Annotated in this window: 17 protein-coding genes; 16 read left to right on the top strand and 1 reads right to left on the bottom strand. The window is 34.9% G+C overall.

Annotated features, from left to right (window positions below):
* The first annotated feature begins 158 nt into the window (after positions 1 to 158).
* The 9 genes from ACNQGB_RS05760 to ACNQGB_RS05720 all read left to right on the top strand — a co-directional run bounded on the left by ACNQGB_RS05760 (position 159) and on the right by ACNQGB_RS05720 (position 11,842).
* Positions 159 to 1,523 (top strand): MFS transporter, encoded by a 1,365-nt coding sequence (locus ACNQGB_RS05760; RefSeq protein ID WP_417944978.1) that lies wholly within the window; start codon positions 159 to 161, stop codon positions 1,521 to 1,523.
* Positions 1,523 to 2,179 (top strand): beta-phosphoglucomutase, encoded by a 657-nt coding sequence (gene pgmB, locus ACNQGB_RS05755; protein WP_417944979.1) that lies wholly within the window; start codon positions 1,523 to 1,525, stop codon positions 2,177 to 2,179. Before ACNQGB_RS05760 ends, pgmB begins: the two co-directional genes overlap by 1 nt.
* Positions 2,180 to 2,275: 96 nt before the next feature.
* The gene (locus ACNQGB_RS05750) at positions 2,276 to 4,579 is read left to right on the top strand and encodes a glycoside hydrolase family 65 protein (RefSeq protein ID WP_417944981.1); all 2,304 of its coding nucleotides are present in this window, start codon (positions 2,276 to 2,278) and stop codon (positions 4,577 to 4,579) included.
* 292 nt (positions 4,580 to 4,871) lie between these two features.
* The gene (locus ACNQGB_RS05745; protein WP_417944983.1) at positions 4,872 to 6,641 is read left to right on the top strand and encodes a glycoside hydrolase family 13 protein; all 1,770 of its coding nucleotides are present in this window, start codon (positions 4,872 to 4,874) and stop codon (positions 6,639 to 6,641) included.
* 49 nt (positions 6,642 to 6,690) lie between these two features.
* Positions 6,691 to 8,349: an alpha-amylase family glycosyl hydrolase gene (locus ACNQGB_RS05740; RefSeq protein WP_417944985.1), complete on the top strand. Its 1,659-nt coding sequence runs from the start codon at positions 6,691 to 6,693 to the stop codon at positions 8,347 to 8,349.
* Positions 8,350 to 8,430: 81 nt separating this feature from the next.
* Positions 8,431 to 9,108, top strand: coding sequence for a glycerophosphodiester phosphodiesterase (locus tag ACNQGB_RS05735; protein WP_417944987.1), 678 nt, complete (start codon positions 8,431 to 8,433; stop codon positions 9,106 to 9,108).
* Positions 9,109 to 9,362: 254 nt separating this feature from the next.
* Positions 9,363 to 9,770 (top strand): GxxExxY protein, encoded by a 408-nt coding sequence (locus ACNQGB_RS05730; RefSeq protein WP_417944989.1) that lies wholly within the window; start codon positions 9,363 to 9,365, stop codon positions 9,768 to 9,770.
* Between the two features lie 34 nt (positions 9,771 to 9,804).
* A complete protein-coding gene (locus tag ACNQGB_RS05725; RefSeq protein WP_417944991.1) occupies positions 9,805 to 11,013 on the top strand; it encodes a BaiN/RdsA family NAD(P)/FAD-dependent oxidoreductase in 1,209 nt (402 codons plus the stop codon).
* Positions 11,014 to 11,098: 85 nt separating this feature from the next.
* Entirely contained in the window at positions 11,099 to 11,842 is a 744-nt protein-coding gene (locus ACNQGB_RS05720; protein ID WP_417944993.1) for a hypothetical protein, read from the top strand.
* Between the two features lie 63 nt (positions 11,843 to 11,905).
* On the opposite strand, the gene ACNQGB_RS05715 is transcribed toward ACNQGB_RS05720, so the two are convergent.
* A complete protein-coding gene (locus ACNQGB_RS05715) occupies positions 11,906 to 12,382 on the bottom strand; it encodes a TspO/MBR family protein (RefSeq protein ID WP_417944994.1) in 477 nt (158 codons plus the stop codon).
* Between the two features lie 287 nt (positions 12,383 to 12,669).
* On the opposite strand from ACNQGB_RS05715, the gene ACNQGB_RS05710 reads away from it, so the two are divergent.
* The 7 genes from ACNQGB_RS05710 (at position 12,670) to ACNQGB_RS05680 (ending at position 19,631) form a co-directional block, all read left to right on the top strand.
* Complete coding sequence (locus tag ACNQGB_RS05710) at positions 12,670 to 13,752, top strand: diphosphomevalonate decarboxylase (RefSeq protein ID WP_417945038.1); 1,083 nt, start codon at positions 12,670 to 12,672, stop codon at positions 13,750 to 13,752.
* 41 nt (positions 13,753 to 13,793) lie between these two features.
* Positions 13,794 to 13,988 carry a hypothetical protein gene (locus ACNQGB_RS05705; protein WP_417944996.1) on the top strand — a complete coding sequence of 65 codons (195 nt, stop codon included), beginning with the start codon at positions 13,794 to 13,796 and terminating at the stop codon, positions 13,986 to 13,988.
* 50 nt (positions 13,989 to 14,038) lie between these two features.
* Complete coding sequence (locus ACNQGB_RS05700) at positions 14,039 to 14,977, top strand: mevalonate kinase family protein (protein ID WP_417944997.1); 939 nt, start codon at positions 14,039 to 14,041, stop codon at positions 14,975 to 14,977.
* 95 nt (positions 14,978 to 15,072) lie between these two features.
* On the top strand, positions 15,073 to 16,029 hold the full coding sequence (locus tag ACNQGB_RS05695; protein WP_417944999.1) for a geranylgeranylglycerol-phosphate geranylgeranyltransferase: 957 nt from the start codon (positions 15,073 to 15,075) through the stop codon (positions 16,027 to 16,029).
* A 274-nt stretch (positions 16,030 to 16,303) separates the two neighbouring features.
* Positions 16,304 to 17,212 carry a pseudouridine synthase gene (locus tag ACNQGB_RS05690; protein ID WP_417945001.1) on the top strand — a complete coding sequence of 303 codons (909 nt, stop codon included), beginning with the start codon at positions 16,304 to 16,306 and terminating at the stop codon, positions 17,210 to 17,212.
* A gap of 83 nt (positions 17,213 to 17,295) precedes the next feature.
* The gene (locus tag ACNQGB_RS05685) at positions 17,296 to 17,658 is read left to right on the top strand and encodes a nuclear transport factor 2 family protein (protein ID WP_417945002.1); all 363 of its coding nucleotides are present in this window, start codon (positions 17,296 to 17,298) and stop codon (positions 17,656 to 17,658) included.
* Between the two features lie 209 nt (positions 17,659 to 17,867).
* A complete protein-coding gene (locus ACNQGB_RS05680) occupies positions 17,868 to 19,631 on the top strand; it encodes a DUF885 domain-containing protein (protein ID WP_417945004.1) in 1,764 nt (587 codons plus the stop codon).
* Position 19,632: the final 1 nt, after the last annotated feature.

The raw sequence follows: 19,632 nt of genomic DNA, 5'->3' as shown, positions 1-19,632 counted from the left end.
GTTGTAGTTGAAAAAGATCTCGAATTTTTGTTTACCCCAAACAAAAGTTAAAAATATATTTTTATATTTACCCATCAAAGCTTTAACTTTTACTTCGAAAATAAGGTAAGTTTTGATAAGCATAGCGCTTATCGTATTAATTTTTTTAAATTACGATAATGGAAAAGCGTAAGTTAAGTTTCTGGCAAATCTGGAACATGAGTTTTGGATTTCTAGGAATACAGATGGGTTTTGCCCTTCAAAATGCTAATGCCAGCAGAATTCTTCAAATTTTTGGCGCAGATGTACATGAACTATCTTGGTTTTGGATAATTGCCCCTCTTATGGGACTTATCGTTCAGCCTATTATAGGACATTACAGCGACAAAACGTGGGGGAAATTCGGAAGAAGAAAACCTTTCTTTTTAGTAGGTGCTTTGTTAGCCTCAATTGGACTAATATTAATGCCTCAAGCCGAAATTTTTATCGCTTTTCTACCTGCCTTATGGGTTGGTGCCGGAATGCTGATGATTATGGATGCGTCTTTTAATATCGCCATGGAACCTTTCAGAGCTTTAGTGGGAGATAATTTAAGAACAGACCAAAGAACACTGGGGTTTAGCGTACAAACGGCATTAATTGGCTTTGGTGCTGTTATTGGTTCATGGTTACCGTATGTTTTAACAAATTGGTTTGGTGTTTCCAACCGAAATGAGGATGGCGGCGTTCCTATGCACTTGATTTTATCATTTGTAATTGGAGCCATTATTCTTGTTGGCTCGATTTTGGTTTCCATATTTACGACCAAAGAATATTCTCCCGATGAATTACTACAATTTGAGGATGAAATGGCACATCGGGAAACTAAAATTGCAGATGCCAATGCTAAAGAATCCAGTTTATCAGACATTTTTGAAGATTTCAGAAAAATGCCTACCACAATGCGACAATTAAGCTGGGTACAATTTTTCTCTTGGTTTGGTCTTTTTGGAATGTGGGTTTTCACCACTCCAGCTATAGCACATCATATTTATGGCTTACCTATTTCAGACAGCAAAAGTGAAGCTTATCAAAACGCAGGAGACTGGGTTGGAGTCCTTTTTGGAATTTACAATTTAGTTTCTGCTTTCTATGCCTTTGCACTACCGTATATTGCAAAAAAAATAGGACGAAAATTAACGCATTCTATCTCCTTAATTATTGGTGGACTCGGATTAATTTCCGTCTATTTTGTACCCAATGAAGACTGGCTTATCTTATCGATGATTGGTGTTGGAATCGCTTGGGCAAGTATTTTATCGATGCCATATGCCATATTAGCCGGATCAATCTCTCCAATGAAAATGGGAGTTTACATGGGTATTTTCAACTTCTTTATCGTTATTCCCCAAATTATCAATGCCTTGATTGGCGGACCGTTAGTTAAATATGTATACAATGACAATGCCATATTTGCATTAGTTACAAGTGGCATCAGCTTCTTGATTGCTGCAATTTTAGTAGTGAAAGTAAAAGATGTTGATGACGTAATAAAACAACAATAATGAATACGAAAGCATTTATATTCGACCTAGACGGGGTGATTGTAGATACGGCTAAATACCATTATTTAGCGTGGCAAAAAATCGCGAATGAATTGAATATCGAATTTACACTCGAGCACAATGAATTATTAAAAGGAGTTAGCCGTGTACGCTCTTTAGACATTATATTAGAATTAGGAAAAGTAACCACTTCGCAAGAAGATAAAGACCGATGGCTCTTTCAAAAAAACGAAGACTATTTATCGTATTTAGTTGATATGGATGAAAGTGAAATTCTGCCAGGAGTTTTTACAATTTTACAATTTCTGAAAGACAACAACCAACCTATTGCACTAGGTTCAGCTAGCAAGAATGCCCGACCTATTCTAGAAAAAATAGGTTTGCTTTCGTATTTTGATGCAGTTGTAGATGGAAATGATGTGACCAATGCCAAACCAGATCCGGAAGTTTTCTTGATGGCTGCAAAATTGCTAAACATTACTCCAGAAAATTCGATCGTTTTTGAAGATTCAGTGGCGGGAGTTCAGGCTGCCAATATTGGGAATATGACCAGCATAGGAATTGGAGAAGCATCTACGTTGCATGAAGCAAAATATATCTTTAAAGATTTTACCGCAATTGACACGCACTTCATAGAAGAATTGATTAAAGAATAAAAAACAAGATTCAAAAACAAGAAAAAAGGATCAGATTGTATGTGAACCATAACAATCTTTGAATTTTAAAATCATTGAATTTTAAATTAGAAAAAAATGAATCAAGATTATATAAAACCAGACAATTGGTCCATCATAGAAGAAGGATTTGATGTAGAGCGCGTGAAATCGTCTGAAAGTTTGTTCAGCATTGGCAATGGTGCTATGGGACAACGTGCTAATTTTGAAGAAAATTATACTGGCGAAACATTCCAAGGAAGTTATATTGCTGGAATTTACTATCCCGACAAGACAAAAGTAGGCTGGTGGAAAAACGGTTATCCAGAATATTTTGCTAAAGTTTTAAATGCACCCAACTGGATTGGAATCGATATTGAAATCAACGGGGAAAAATTTGATCTGAATGCGTGTTCCAACGTGAAAAATTTTCGTCGGGAACTCAACATGAAAGAAGGCTGGTACCATCGTTCTTTTGAAGCTACTTTAAATAACGGAACCGAAATCGCAGTTTCTATTCGTCGTTTTCTATCAATCGTTCTAGACGAAGTGGGAGTTATCAATTACGAAATTACGTCTTTGAACAAGGACTCAAAAATAGTTTACAAGCCCTATATCGACGCTGGTGTTAGCAATGAAGATGCCAATTGGGAAGAAAAATTTTGGGAACCTCTTGATGTTAAAAAATCAGGAAATGAAGCTTTTGTAACGGCTCAAACCTTCAAAACGTATTTCAAGGTGACCACTTTCATGCACAATAACATTTTGACAAATGGTGAAAAAACAAGTATTTCGCCATCCAATATTGACGCAACTGCAGATAAAATTCAGTTTAGCTATGATGTAATTGTGGCTCAAGGCCAAAAATCATCCATTCAGAAAATTGGTGGTTACACGGTTTCTTTAAACCATGACAACACGGTAACCGCTGCCGAAAAAGCCATACAAGCCGCCTTAACTTTGGGCTATGACCAATTACTACAAGAGCAGATTGATGCGTGGGCGAAAATTTGGGAAATGTCAGACATTACTATTGATGGCGATGTAAAAGCACAACAAGGAATTCGTTTCAATATTTTTCAGTTGAACCAAACATATTTAGGAAAAGATTCTCGATTAAATATCGGACCGAAAGGATTTACTGGTGAAAAATATGGTGGATCTACGTATTGGGATACCGAGGCCTATTGCATTCCGTTTTACATGGCAACCAAAGACCAAGAAGTAGCCCGAAATTTATTGACGTACCGCTACAATCAATTAGACAAAGCAATAGAAAATGCCGCTAAATTAGGATTTACAAATGGCGCTGCTTTGTACCCAATGGTTACTATGAACGGTGAAGAATGCCATAACGAATGGGAAATTACGTTTGAAGAAATTCATAGAAACGGAGCCATTGCCTTTGCCATTTATAACTTTTATAGATATACAGGAGACTACAGTTACATTCCTGAAAAAGGATTAGAAGTACTTATTGGTATTGCTCGTTTCTGGTATCAAAGAGCGAATTTTTCTACTAATTTAAACCAATACGTAATCCTTGGAGTTACGGGTCCAAATGAATACGAGAACAACGTAAACAATAATTTCTATACCAATTATATTGCAAAATGGTGTTTGGAATATACGTACGAACAAATTCAGAAAGTATCTCTGGAATATCCCGTTGATCACAAGAGAATTACCGAAAAAGTAAAAATCACAGACGCGGAATTGCAATCTTGGAAAAAAGTTTCGGATGCTATGTACTTTCCTTTTTCGGAAGAACATAACGTTTACTTGCAGCAAGATGGTTTCTTAGACAAGGAATTGGTTCGCGTAGCCGATTTAGACACAAACCAAAGACCAATCAATCAAAAATGGTCTTGGGATAGAATTTTACGTTCGCCATACATCAAACAAGCTGATGTTTTGCAATGTTTCTATTTCTTTGAAGATCATTTTAGCAAGGAAGAACTGAAAAACAACTTTGAATTTTACGAATCGTTCACCGTTCATGAAAGTTCACTTTCGCCTTGCGTACACTCAATTCAAGCCGCTTTATTAGACAAAATGGATATGGCGTACACGTTCTATTTAAGAACTTCACGCTTGGATTTAGATGACTACAACAAAGAAGTGGAAGAAGGCTGTCATATTACCTCAATGGCAGGAACTTGGATGAGCATTGTGGAAGGTTTTGGAGGAATGCGAATTAAAGACGATACGCTTCATTTTTCCCCAAAAATTCCAAAAGAATGGAAGGGGTATTCGTTTAAAATTAATTTCAGAAACCAGATTTTGACAGTCGCAATCAATCATAAAGAGACTATTTTTTCAGTTGATGGCAATCACGAATTAGAAATCATGGTAAATGGAAAGCCAGTTTTGGTTAACTCGGAACATTTAGCTACAGTATAATCAAAAATTGTTCGCAAGTATCGTTCCTTCTAACATTTGATTAAAAGACATGTAACATTAAAAACAATCCCAATTTTCATTGGGATTGTTTGATTTGTAACCATTTAAAATACAAGAGAGAATTCAAGAGAGAATTCAACTTCGTCTTGAGGAGAAAAAAATTAAAACACTAAAAACAGACTTAATAATGAATAAAATGATTCCTTTATTGCTACAAAATAAAAGCTTCCTAAAAAAAACAACTTTATTCCTTTTTTTTATGTCTTTAACTTTAAACGCTCAAATCGACAAAATGGAACCTCCTTTTTGGTATGCAGGTATGCAAAATCCAGAATTGCAAATACTATTTTACGGGAAAGATATTGCACAAAATAAAGTTTCCGTTTCTAATGGTATAAAAATTACGAACATTACAAAAACCGAAAATCCCAACTATATTTTTGTCACCATTGACACCAAAAAAGTGACTGCATCTGATTTAGATTTTACTTTTAAAAACAACACAGCAACCATTACACAAAAATACAGTCTCAAGAAACGAAGAGAAAATTCTGCAGAACGCAAAAGCTTTGATTCTTCGGATATGATGTATTTATTAATGCCTGACCGATTTGCCAATGGTAACAACAATAACGATAATGAAAACAATACCAAAGAAAAACACAACAGAGAATTACCTGGCGGAAGACACGGTGGCGATATTGAAGGAATCATAAAAAACCTAGATTATATTGCGTCACTTGGCGCTACTGCAATTTGGAGTACGCCACTTTGCGAGGATAATGATGCAGCTTATTCGTATCACACCTACGGACAATCTGATGTGTATAAAATTGATCCGCACTATGGAACCAATGTAGACTATGCAAGACTAGCAGCAGAAATGCACAAACGAAAAATGAAGCTCGTGATGGATTATGTAACCAATCATTGGGGTATTGAACATTGGATGATCAAAGATCTACCTACAAAAGAATGGATCAATCAATTTGAAACCTACACCCAAACCAATCACAAGCGAACAGTAATTCATGACATCAACGCAGCTGAAATTGATAAAAAAACAGCGATAGACGGTTGGTTTGTTCCCACCATGCCTGATTTGAATTTAAAAAATCCATTAACTTTAAAATACCTCATTCAAAATGCGATTTGGTGGATTGAATCATGTGATTTGGATGGATTTAGAGTAGACACCTATAACTATTCAGATCCAAAAGGAATTGCAACTTGGACCAAATCTATCACCGATGAATATCCCAATTTTAATATTGTAGGCGAAATATGGATGCAAAGTCAGGCGCAAATGGCGTATTGGCAAAAGGACAGTAAAATTGCAGCCATCCAAAATTATAATTCTTACTTACCAAGTGTAATGGACTTTACACTTTACGAAGCCACAACAAAAGCATTCAACGAAGACGATGGCGGTTGGGATAAAGGAATGATGAAATTGTATGACAATTTCACTAATGATTTTCTATATCCAAACCCAAGCAACATCTTAATCTTTGCGGAGAATCATGACACCAATCGAATCAATGAAACGTACGGAAACGACATAAGAAAATATAAAATGGCCATGACCGTTTTAGCAACCATGCGTGGTATTCCACAATTGTATTATGGTAGCGAGATAGGCATGGCAGGCAATAAGGACAAGGGAGATGCAGCTATTCGTCAAGATTTTCCCGGCGGTTGGAATGGAGATTCGAACAATGCATTTACCAAAGAAGGACGAACTGCAACCCAAAACGAATACTTTGATTTTACGACTAAATTATTCACTTGGCGCAAAGCAAAAACAGCTATTCATACTGGAAAAATGACGCACTACATTCCAGAGAACAATGTGTATGCCTATTTTAGATACAACAATAATGAAACAGTGATGGTTTTAATAAACAACAGCAACGAAACTAAAACAATAAAAACCGATAGATTCAAAGAAAACATTAAGAACTTCAAAACAGGAAAAGATGTCATTTCTGAACTTACATTTGACGTATCAAACGAAATAATAATAGAACCTAAATCGGTTTTGATTTTAGAATTGAAGTAACACAAACCACATCAAACAGCTAAGAAACAAATCATTTAATACTAAAAAAATGAAAAAATATTCAATTACACTTTTAATATTAACCATGACAATTTTAAGCAGTTGTTCCAGCACAAAAAAGATTGCTGAGAGTAACAGAACACCTTTCGTTTGGGAAGGGGCGAATGTTTATTTCCTGATGACAGACCGTTTTAACAATGGTGATGCTTCAAATGATGTAAACTTCAATAGAACCAAAACGACAGGAAAACTTCGTGGTTTTGAAGGTGGCGATATCAAAGGAATTTCTCAAAAAATTGACGAAGGCTATTTTGATAAACTAGGAATCAATGCCATTTGGTTTACACCAATAGTGGAACAAATTCACGATGGTGTTGACGAAGGAACAGGCTTAAGTTATGGCTTTCACGGGTATTGGGCCAGAGACTGGACGAACTTAGATCCTAACTTTGGAACCAAAGAAGACTTAAAAGCATTAGTAGAAAAAGCACATGCACACGGAATCAGAATTATTCTGGATGGTGTAATCAATCATACAGGACCTGTTACTGCTGAAGATACGGTTTGGCCAAATGACTGGGTGAGAACGGGACCCAATTGCGATTACAAATCGTTTGAGAACACAACTGCCTGCACGCTAGTTTCTAATCTTCCGGATATAAAAACAGAGAGTCTACAAAATGTTGCTTTACCTCCTTTTCTTGCCGAAAAATGGAAAAAAGAAGGCCGCTACGAACAAGAAATAAAAGAAATCGATGCGTTTTTTGCTCGCACTGGATATCCAAGAGCTCCAAAATATTACATCATCAAATGGTTGACGGATTATATTACGGAATACGGAATTGACGGATACAGAGGCGACACTGTAAAACACACCGATGAAACGGTTTGGGCCGATTTCAAGACCCAATGTGAGTACGCATTTGAAACTTGGAAGAAAAACAACCCAACAAAAGTATTAGACAACAATTCCTTTTACACCATTGCCGAAGTCTATAATTATGGAATTAGCGGCGGACAAGATTTTGATTTTGGAGACAAAAAAGTAAACTATTTCATCAATGGTTTTAACAACATGATCAATTTCGAATTCAAATGGGATGCCCAGAAAGACTATGAATTTATTTTCTCTAAATATTCAAACAAGCTGAACAATGAGTTAAAAAAATATAGCGTTTTGAACTATATGTCTTCGCACGATGATGGCGCACCATTTGATGCCAAACGCAATAAAAACAGAGAAACAGGAACTAAATTATTACTTTCGCCTGGAGTTTCACAAGTATATTACGGTGACGAAAGCGCTCGTTCATTAGTAATTGAAGGAACACAAGGCGATGCAACTTTACGATCTTTTATGAATTGGGAGGCCATAAAATCAAATCCTGAAACTCAAAAAACATTGTTGCATTGGCAAAAATTAGGTCAATTCAGAAAAAATCATCCATCAGTTGGAGCAGGAATTCACCAGCAAATTTCGACGCAACCGTATACTTTTTCCAGAACATTTTCTAAAGGAGAATATATCGATAAAGTGGTAGTTGCATTGGATTTAAAAATTGGTGCCAAAGAAATTTCAGTTGAAACCATTTTTGCGAACGGCACCTTATTAACAGATGCATACTCCGGAAAAGAAGTACGAGTTGTAAATGGAAAAGTGACAATCAATACTGAATTCGATATTGTTTTATTGGAATTAAATAAATAATTTTCAAAATAATTTCATCCAAGCGCCTTTAGAAATGAAGGCGTTTTTTTTTATGTTTACCTTTACCAAAAATTATAGACAATGCTCAAAATTGGACATCGTGGCGCAAAAGGATATGAACCTGAGAATACATTAGTCTCTTTCCAAAAAGCATTAGACATGCAAGTGGACGGCATTGAGCTCGACGTGCATTTGAGTACTGATGGTGAAATAATCGTTATTCACGACGAAACCATTGACCGAACGACCAACGGAAAAGGTTTTGTAAATACATTATCTTTGCGCGAATTGAATGCTTTTCGAATAGATGGTACACATAAAATTCCAACTTTGAAAGAGGTTTTTGATTTGGCAAACCAAGACTGTTTTATCAATATTGAAATCAAAAGTTATGAGGCTACGGATAAAGTAGTTTCACTAATTGAAAAGTATGTCGCTAAAAAAGGCTGGAAATACGACCGATTTTTAGTTTCCAGTTTTGATTGGAATGCGTTGCAGCAAGTGGCATTTTTAAATGATAAAATTCCTATTGGCGTATTAACAGAAACCGATTTAGACTTGGCTTTGGCTTTTGCCAAATTCATTCAGGCAAAATCCATTCACCCACATTTTCATTTATTGACAAAAGAAAACACCGCGCAAATACAAGAAAAAGGATTGCAGGTTTTCCCCTGGACCATCAATGAATTAGAAGACATACAAAAAATAAAAACATTCCACGTAAACGGAATCATCACTGATTTCCCAAATAGAATATGAACCAGGATATTTTAATTTAATTTTGTATCCTCAACAAAATATTTTCTTTTAAACCATTAAGTGATTTAAGTCAATCAAGTAACGAGTTAAATAGTTTATTTTACAACAAATACTTAAAAATCTTAACTTTCTTAATGGTTAAAAAAATGAAGTTAAATTTTAATATTATCAGAGGCATTATTCCAAACAACATTTTATTTTTAAACCAATAAGCGATTTAAGTCAATTAAGCAACGAGGTAAATAATTAAGTTTATGACAAAAAAAGAGATAACGCAATTATCTTATGAAATTATTGGTTACGCCATAAAAGTTCATAAAAAACTAGGACCAGGTTTACTAGAAAAAATTTATGAAGAATGCTTGAAATATGAGCTAGAAAAAAACGGGTATAATGTAAAACAACAATTAAATATTGAAATAAATTACTATGATTTAGAACTCGCGCACCCATTACGTTTGGATTTACTAGTAAATGACACTATCATTGTAGAGTTAAAAACAGTTGAAAAATTTCACCCAATTGATGAAGCTAAACTACTAACCTACATGAAACTATTAAGTATTCCACAAGGGCTACTCATCAATTTTAATACTCTCAATATAACAAAATCATGCAAACCTTTAATTAACGAATATTTTTCAAGGTTAGCTGATGAGTAAACTTAAAAATCTTAACTCTCTTAATGGTTAAAAAATGAATCAGAATTTTGATATAATAATAGTAGGCGGCGGCGCAGCGGGTTTTTTTACAGCAATTAATATTGTGGAGAAAAATCCAAAACTGAAAGTCGCAATTTTAGAACGCGGTGCAGATGTTTTGCAAAAAGTTAGAATTTCCGGCGGTGGAAGATGCAACGTCACGCACGCTATTTTTGAGCCGAACGAATTAGTGAAATTTTACCCTCGTGGGGAAAAAGAACTACGTGGTCCGTTTCATCAGTTTTGCTCTGGCGACACGATTGAATGGTTCGAAAAACATGGCGTAGAACTTAAAATTGAAGCAGACGGACGCATGTTCCCTGTTTCGAATTCGTCACAAACCATTATTGATTGTTTCTTGAAAGCAACTCAAAAACTAGGAATCTCGCTTCTTACCGGACAAAGTGTACAATCTATTTTTAAAAAAGAAAACGTCTGGAAGATAGAAACACAAACCGAAAATTATATTGTCGAAAAGTTAATTCTAGCCACGGGCAGCAATCCGAAAGTTTGGGAGATGCTTCAAAATTTTGGTCATGCAGTAGTTAGCCCCGTTCCTTCCCTATTCACTTTCAACATCAAAGATTCCAGAATAAAAGAATTACCCGGAGTTGCGGCACAAGTAACCGTAACCGTAAAAGACACCAAACTCACATCGACAGGACCTTTATTAATTACACACTGGGGAATGAGCGGACCGGCAATTTTGAAGCTCTCCGCTTGGGGCGCCCGTATCTTGCATGACAAAAATTATCTGTTTACCATTTTTGTAAATTGGTTGAATGATGAAGACACAGCGGATGTTGAGAAAAAATTAAAAGACTTAAAACAGGAACACGCTAAAAAATCGGTTTCTAAGAAATCCCCTTTCGAAATTACCAATAGACTATGGGAAAGCTTGGTTCTTGCTTCCGGAATTGAAGTGGAGACCAAATGGGCCGACTTGTCGAAAACGCACTTGCAAAATCTAGCCAATCAATTAACAAAAGGAACTTTTCAAGTCAACGGAAAAAGTACTTTTAAAGAAGAATTTGTAACCGCTGGTGGAATCGATTTAAAGGAAATCAATTTCAAAACCATGGAAAGCAAATTGCATGAAAATCTATATTTTGCTGGAGAAATTGTAAATATCGATGCCATCACTGGCGGATTCAATTTTCAGAATGCATGGACAAGTGGGTATATTGTGGCTAATGCTATCTAAAAACAGTATTAACAAGAGTTTATAAATCCACTAAGTTTTATTTAAGAAGATTCTGATAACTTTACGCCCGTATTATCAAATCTTTATGACAACAAAACTACTCGCTTCTATTTTCATTTTTATATTATATCAAAGTGGGCTAGCACAAGGAAACAAAAGTATTCGGGGGCAAGTCTACTTTGACAAAACCGCGGCAACCAAAGTTGAGGTAATCAACGCAACCGCAAAAACAGTTACTTTGACCGATGCTGAAGGAAAGTTTACCATTGGTATCAATGTAAACGACCAATTGGTTTTTGTTGCTAAAAATCATGAAATAAAAGAAATGAAAATTTCGATAGCCGTATTAAACCAAGGTGCCATTAAAATCTCATTATCCCCAAAAGTCGAAGAACTTAAAGAAGTAATAGTTCAAAGCATGCCATCAATAAAACTAAGTAAAGATGAAAAATGGGAACAAGCCAAACTTGATCAATACACATTAGAGAAAAATGCAAAAAAATTAAAAAATCCTGGTGTTTACACAGGGAGTATTGAAAACGGCATGGATTTAATGCGAATTGGAGGGATGATTCTTAAGCTATTCCTAAAAGAAAAAGAGGAAGTTAAAAAAGTAGCAATAACCGATATAGATTTTATAACACTAGCTAAATCCAGTTGTGACCAAAAATTTTATATCGAAACTTTAAAATTAAAATCAGATGAAATAGCTATTTTCCTCCAGTTTTGTGAAGCCGACCCAAAATCGAAAACACTACTGGAAAATAGTACAGTTTTATCGATGATGGATTTTTTATCCACCAAGAATATTGAGTTTAAAAAGTTATGAAACTTAAAAGAAGCTAGCGTTTATTCATTCCATGAAAAAATGACTAAAACTAAAAACTTCCAACTATCTATTCAACCACCAAATACTTCCATTCAACACCGCAGCAAAACTCACCCACGCCAAATACGGAATAAACAAGTACCCTGCAATTTTATTAATTTTTGCAAATTGAATGTAGGTTTCAAAAATCATCAACCACAATACAATTATTTCTAGTCCAGCAAGCATTGGGTTTTGTAATCCGAAGAACAAATACGACCACAAAGCATTAAGTGCCAATTGAATTGCAAAGAAAAGCAACGCTTTTTTCACGGCTTCTTTCTCAACTTCTATTCGGTCCCAAACCAATCCTGCGGCCACACCCATCATCACATAAAGCATACTCCAAACCGGTGCAAAAATCCAATTGGGTGGATTAAAACTAGGTTTTATCAATGTAGGATACCATGTCGTAATAGCTGAACGAGTAACCATTCCAGAGAAATAACCAATGGCAAGACACGTAACGACAACTGCTAATATTCGGGTGATTTTATTCATTTTTATATTTTTAAAATATATTAATTTTTCAAAACATATTAGTCCTATAAGAAAATATGATTTTTTTGATTCTCGTATTCACTTTACAATTATAACCATTAAGAAATAAAAAAAAATTAAGATCAAACTTTAATGAAACTTAACTAATTAATGATTAAAAAATTCTTGATGGTCTAAATAGATTATTTTTATTGTTCAAATTTACTCAAATATTTCTACTGAATAACTATCTAATCGAATAAACAAATAACTCAAAAAAAGTATCTTTGCGTAAATTTTTCATTTTTATGATTGCAGCAACCGATTTTATTCCATTATTACATACCAATACTGTTGAAAGCGGGAATTTTCAATGGAGCGCACCCAGTAATATTGCACTTGTAAAATACTGGGGGAAAAAAGAGAATCAAATTCCAGCTAATCCATCGGTGAGTTTTACATTGAATAATTGCAAAACGATTACCAAATTGGCTTTCGCAAAAAAAGAAAACGACGGTTCTTTTTCTTTTGATTTGCTTTTTGAAGGGCAACCTAAAGAAGATTTCAAACCGAAAATTCAAAAGTTTTTAGAGCGAATAGAAATCTATTTGCCGTTTTTAAAAGACTATCATTTTACGATTGATACCGAAAATACGTTTCCGCACAGTTCCGGAATTGCGTCATCGGCATCAGGAATGGCAGCCTTGGCAATGAATTTAATGAGCCTCGAAAAAGCGTTAAACCCAGCAATGTCTGAAGATTATTTCTATCAAAAAGCGTCTTTACTAGCCCGTTTGGGTTCCGGAAGTGCTTGCCGAAGTGTAAAAGGACAAGTTGTGGTTTGGGGAAACCAAGCCAATATTCCTAGAAGTTCAGACTTATTTGGAGTAGAATTTCCGCATGCGATTCATGCTAATTTTTCGAATTTTCAAGACACAATTTTACTGGTTGACAAAGGCGAAAAACAAGTTTCAAGTACCGTTGGTCATGACTTGATGCACAACCATCCTTTTGCCGAAAGGCGATTTGCACAAGCGCATGAAAATTTAAATGCGCTAATTACTATTTTTGAAAGTGGTGATTTAAACTCATTTATCAAAATTGTAGAAAGCGAAGCCTTGACATTACACGCCATGATGATGACTTCGATGCCGTATTTTATCTTAATGAAACCAAACACATTACAAATCATTAATGCTATTTGGAAATTTAGGAATGAAACGCAAATACCCGTTTGTTTCACGCTAGATGCTGGTGCCAATGTACATGTTTTGTATCCCGAAAACGTTAGCGAAAAAGTTTTGCAATTTATTAAAGACGAATTAGTTGGCTATTGTCAAAATGGGCAGTACATTTGTGATCAAATAGGAAACGGAGCAGCGCTTGTTTAATCTTTTTTTGTGTATCTTTAAACATTCTTAAAAAAAAGTTGATGGATATTCAATCAGAAAAAATAGAATTGATCAAAATGTTACTTGCAACTACTGATGCCACTTTATTAAAAGCTGTAAGAAACGTTTTTGAAAAACAACAACAAACCGTTTGGACAGAACTATCAGCCGAAGAACAAGAACAAATTGAAATTAAAATCCAAGAAGACAATCGAGGCGATCAATTGGATATATAAAAATAAATACATTACAATTACCAACCCCAAATTGTTAATTTAAAATACATATGAAAGGACCTTTATTTTATTCAAAAATATTACTCTTTGGAGAATACGGAATCATTCGTGACTCAAAAGGGCTTTCAATTCCATATAATTTTTATAATGGTGCGCTAAAAAAAGAGGATAATCCCTCTCACGAAGCAATCCAATCAAACCGTCACTTGAAACGTTTTGTTACATATTTAGAAACATTGCAAAACGAGCAACCAGAACTTGTTACTTTTGATTTATCTCTTTTAAAAGAAGATGTTGAAACCGGAATGTATTTTGACTCTAGCATCCCACAAGGATATGGAGTTGGAAGTAGTGGCGCATTAGTAGCTGCTATTTACGACAAATATGCAAACAATAAAATCACGGTTTTAGAAAACCTAACCCGTGAAAAATTACTGCAGTTAAAAAATATCTTTTCTCAAATGGAGAGTTTTTTCCACGGGAAAAGTTCAGGTTTAGATCCTTTGAATAGTTACTTGAGTATTCCAATTTTAATTAATTCTAAAGATCACATTGAAGCAACGGGAATTCCTACTCAAAGTTTTGATGGTAAAGGTGCTGTATTTTTATTAGATTCAGGTATTGTGGGCGAAACCGCTCCGATGGTAAATATCTTTATGGAAAACCTAAAAGACAAAGGTTTTAGAACCATGTTGAAAAATCAATTTGTTAAATACACCGATGCATGCGTTGAAAATTTCTTAGGCGGAGATATGAAATCGCTATTCATGAACACTAAGAAGCTTTCAAAAGTAGTCTTAAACAATTTTAAACCTATGATTCCAGAGCAATTTCACGGAATTTGGCAACAAGGTATTGACAGTAACGATTACTATTTAAAATTATGTGGATCAGGCGGTGGTGGCTACATTCTTGGTTTTACCGAGGACTTAGAAAAAGCGAAAGCTTCTCTTAAAGATTACAAACTAGAAGTAGTTTATCAGTTTTAGTCACCCTCTCCAAAACCCTCTCCAAAAGAGAGGGAAAAGAAAACCTAAAGCAGTATCTTTAGTATTGGGAACCATATCTTATTAAATAAATCTAAATGTTAAGCAGGCAACACAAACTTCTAATAATGAAAATTGCAAGTTTGTTCTCTGTTGTGCGCGGATACAACATTCCCATCATTATTTTAGCCCAGTATCTTTCGGCAGTATTTATTTTGGCCCCTGAAATAAGAGCACTCGATATTTTACTCGATTACAATTTATTTATTCTGGTTTTCGCATCTTCACTAACGATTGCATCTGGATATATCATCAACAACTTTTACGATAGTCAAAAGGATTTAATCAACCGCCCTACTAAATCAATGTTGGATCGATTGGTGAGTCAAAAAACAAAATTAAACGTTTATTTTACACTTAATTTCATTGTCGCTTTGATGGCTTTGTTTGTTTCGTGGCGTGTATTTTTATTCTTTTCAGGATATATATTTTTCATTTGGTTGTACTCCCATAAAATAAAAAAATACCCAATCATAGGAAATCTAATGGCTGCTTTACTCGCTGTTTTGCCTTTTTTTGCGATACTTCTGTATTTTTACACCCGAATTCCATTTGAAGAAATTGAAAATTACAAACAGCAACTTGGAGTAATTTTTGCGCATGCCTCCTTTTTATTTTTGCTGTTACTCATTCGGGAAATGATTAAAGATTTAGAAAATCTTAAGGGGGATTTAGTAAACGACTACAAAACGATTCCCATTGTTTACGGCGAGGAAACATCAAAAAAAATAATTACTCTTTTGACTATTTTGACAGTACTTCCTGTTTATCTTTTGATCGAAATTTACGATGTAGGCTACATGGACGGCTACTTTTATTCCTGTTTGATAGTACTTATTTTTTTTCTGATTTACCTGTGGAAGTCAAATACTAAGCTACAATTCTTGTTGCTTCATAATCTTTTAAAATTTCTTATCGTAGCTGGAGTCTTTTGCATTGTCTTGATTAATCCAAGTGTTTTATGGCACGGGAAAAGATTGTTGATGACGGTTTAGATTCATTCTAGTTTTAGCATTTAAAAGCGTTGTAAAAACACTCTGAAAGACTACCAAATGTTTCATTGAAGATAGCCCCGATAGTAGTGAAAATCCTTTTCTTTTTTCCTTTAAAAAAGAAAAGATTGCAACGGATAGCGGGAATTAGCTCCAAAAAAAACGATACTTAAATATATTAATTAGCTTACTAACTAGCCAGTTAACGTTTTTATAATTGGCGGTTATTGATTGTCAAGTATATAAATAGTATCTTTGCACAAATTATTGGAATATTATGAATAACAAGGAAGGCAATAATAAGAAAAGTGGTCCAAGAGCAGCTAGCTCAAGACCAAGTTCGAATAAGCCAAAACCTGCCATGCAGAAGCGCGCCCAAGGGCCAAAAAAAGTTAAAGTTACTACTAAAGTTGCCGATATCGCTACTGATAAAGTAGAGAAAAAACCAAATCAAGCACCAAAGAGACCGAAAGTAAAAGACGAAATTCGTTTGAATAAATATATTGCAAATTCTGGTGCGTGCTCGCGTCGTGATGCGGATATTTACATTCAATCTGGTACTGTAAAAGTAAATGGAATTCCTGTAACCGAAATGGGATACATGGTAAAACCAGGGGATGTTGTTAATTTTGATGGATCTACATTGACTCCAGAGAAAAAAGTGTACATCTTGCTGAATAAACCTAAAAACTTCACCACTGCGATGGACGAAGGTCAGGAATACCGTAATGTATTGGAATTGGTAAAAGGTTCTACTACTGCAAAAATTGGTGCAGTAGGACGAATGGACAAAAACACAACAGGATTGTTATTGTTCACGAACGACACGGACATGATTCGTAAGTTTACATTACCAAGTCAAAAATCATCTAAAATTTACCAAGTTTCATTAGATAAAAACTTAAAATTTGAAGATTTAGAAAAAATCCAAAAAGGATTAACACTAGACGGTCACCGTGTTTTTGTAGAAGACGTAAGTTACATAGAAGGCGAGGCAAAAAGTGAAATCGGATTGCAATTAAGATCAGCTAACGTAAAAGTTGTTCGTTCTATCTTTGAACACTTTAGTTATGATGTACTGCGTATCGACAGAGTTTCTTTTGCAGGTTTAACCAAAAAGAATTTACCTAGAGGAAACTGGAGGTTGCTTACCGAACAAGAAATCATCAATTTGAAAAACGTTTAATACATTTTCAAATTATAAATAGTAAATCCCGTTTCGCATAGCGAAAGGGGATTTTTTGATTAAAAACACAATCTTACAATAGTATGACGCCAGAAAAATTACAATCAATTGCTTTTAAATGGTTTGAAAGTTTCAACAATAAAGAATTAGAAAAATTATTGTCCTTATACGATGATGAAGCAGTACATTTTAGTCCAAAACTAAAAATGCAACATCCCGAAAGTGATGGTTTTGTTAGCGGCAAAGAAGCTTTGCGTAGCTGGTGGAAAGATGCTTTTGAACGCTTACCCAGTTTAAACTACAAAGTAAAATCGCTTACCGCAAATGGAGACCGCGTATTCATGGAATATACCAGAACTGTTACTGGTGAAGTTGACCTGCAAGTGGCGGAAGTCCTAGACATTAAAGAAAATAAAATAATTGCCTCGAGAGTGTATCACGGATAAAAAATTGATTTTTTCAAATCTGGTATTCTACGTATATCCCAAAACAGAAACCTAAGAACCCATTCGTTTTAAACCGAATGGGATTTTTTTTGACTGATAGGGAATGAAAATATAAAAAGTCCATGTACCGCATTACAATAGCAATATATTTGGGGTAATAATTAATTATTTTTGGATAAATTAGCTTCACTAATAATCAAATCTAAATAATGAAAAAAATAACCACACTTTTCTTCTCAATAACAGCATCGTTGCTGCTTATTAATTGTAAATCTGAAGACAAAAAACAAGATTTTACAAGTTTAACAAAAAGCTATTTTGACGACAAAAACGCTATGGATCCTTTAGGAGCAACACAAAGTGGTCAAAATCAATATAACGATCAGTTGCAATTTGAAATGACAGACAGTTATAGAAAATCGCAAGCTGCTTTTTATGACAAATACGAAACAGCATTAAATACAATTTCAAAAGAAAACTTAACAGCGGAAGAAAAAAACAGCTACGAAATCATAAAATGGGAAGTTGAGATTGGAAAAAATCTACTCAAACAGCCTACCAATTTACTTCCTGTACATCAATTTTGGGGTACACACCTTACGATGGGACAATTTGCAGGAGGAACTAACGCACAACCTTTTAAAACAGAGCAAGACTACACCAATTTCTTGAAGAGAATGGATAAGTACTCCGTTTGGATCGATTCGGCAATGGTCTACATGAAAAAAGGAATGGCAAAAGGAGTAGTATTACCAAAATCGCTGACGGTAAAACTAATTCCGCAATTTGCAGAGATGGCGACACCCAAAATCGAAGATAATTTATTTTACTCTGCCATTAAACTGATGCCAGACTCTTTCCCCGAAAGTATCAAAAAAGATTTAACCGCCAAGTATACTGCCACCATCAATGACAAATTGATTCCGAAGTATAAAAAAATGGCTGATTTCTTAAACAAGGAATTTCTTCCTGCATCTAGAACAACAAGCGGAATAGGCAGTTTGCCTTTTGGAAAAGATTTATATGCTGCCTACGTAAAGCAATGGACCACTACTGATATGACTCCCGAAGCCATTCATGAATTAGGATTGAAAGAAGTTGCCCGTTTAACAGCCGAAATGGAAAAGGTAAAAACTCAAGTGGGTTTTAAAGGTACATTAATCGAGTTTTTTGAAGAGGTTCGAAACAAAAAAGAACTAAAACCTTTCACCAAACCAGAAGAGGTTATTGCTAATTTTCAAAGTATTTACACCCGTATTAAACCCAACGTAGACAAATTATTTGCGTTACAACCGCAAACAAAATTTGAAATCAGACGCACAGAAGCTTTTAGAGAACAAACAGCGAGTGCCGAGTATAATCAAGGAACGGCTGACGGAACGCGACCAGGAATTTTTTATGTTCCTATTCCAGATGTAGCAAATTATAATATGTATGGTGACGAAGATTTGTTTTTGCACGAAGCGATTCCGGGTCATCACTTCCAAATATCCTTGCAGCAGGAAAACAAAAGTTTGCCTGATTTTAGAAAATTCAATTGGTTTGGTGCTTACGGCGAAGGCTGGGCATTATACACAGAAAGTTTAGGTAAAGAGTTAGGATTGTATCAAGATCCGTATCAGTATTTTGGTATGCTGGGCAATGAAATGCACCGAGCGGTTCGATTAGTGGTAGATACTGGTTTACACGCTAAAGGTTGGTCGAGAGAGAAAGCTATCCAGTTTTCCTTAGCCAATGAAGCCGAAAGTGAAGCGAGTATTATCCCTGAAATAGAGCGTTACATGGCTATTCCTGGACAGGCACTTTCGTATAAAATTGGTCAGTTAAAAATAATGGAGCTCCGCAAAAAAGCCGAAACTAAAATGGGAGCTAAATTTGATATTAAAAAATTCCATGAAAAAGTATTAGAATCAGGTGTAATGCCATTAGCATTATTAGAGATGAAAATAAATGCGTGGATAGAAAACAAATAAA

This window comes from Flavobacterium frigidum, assembly GCF_048286795.2.
This window is presented reverse-complemented; position numbering and strand designations above follow the sequence as displayed.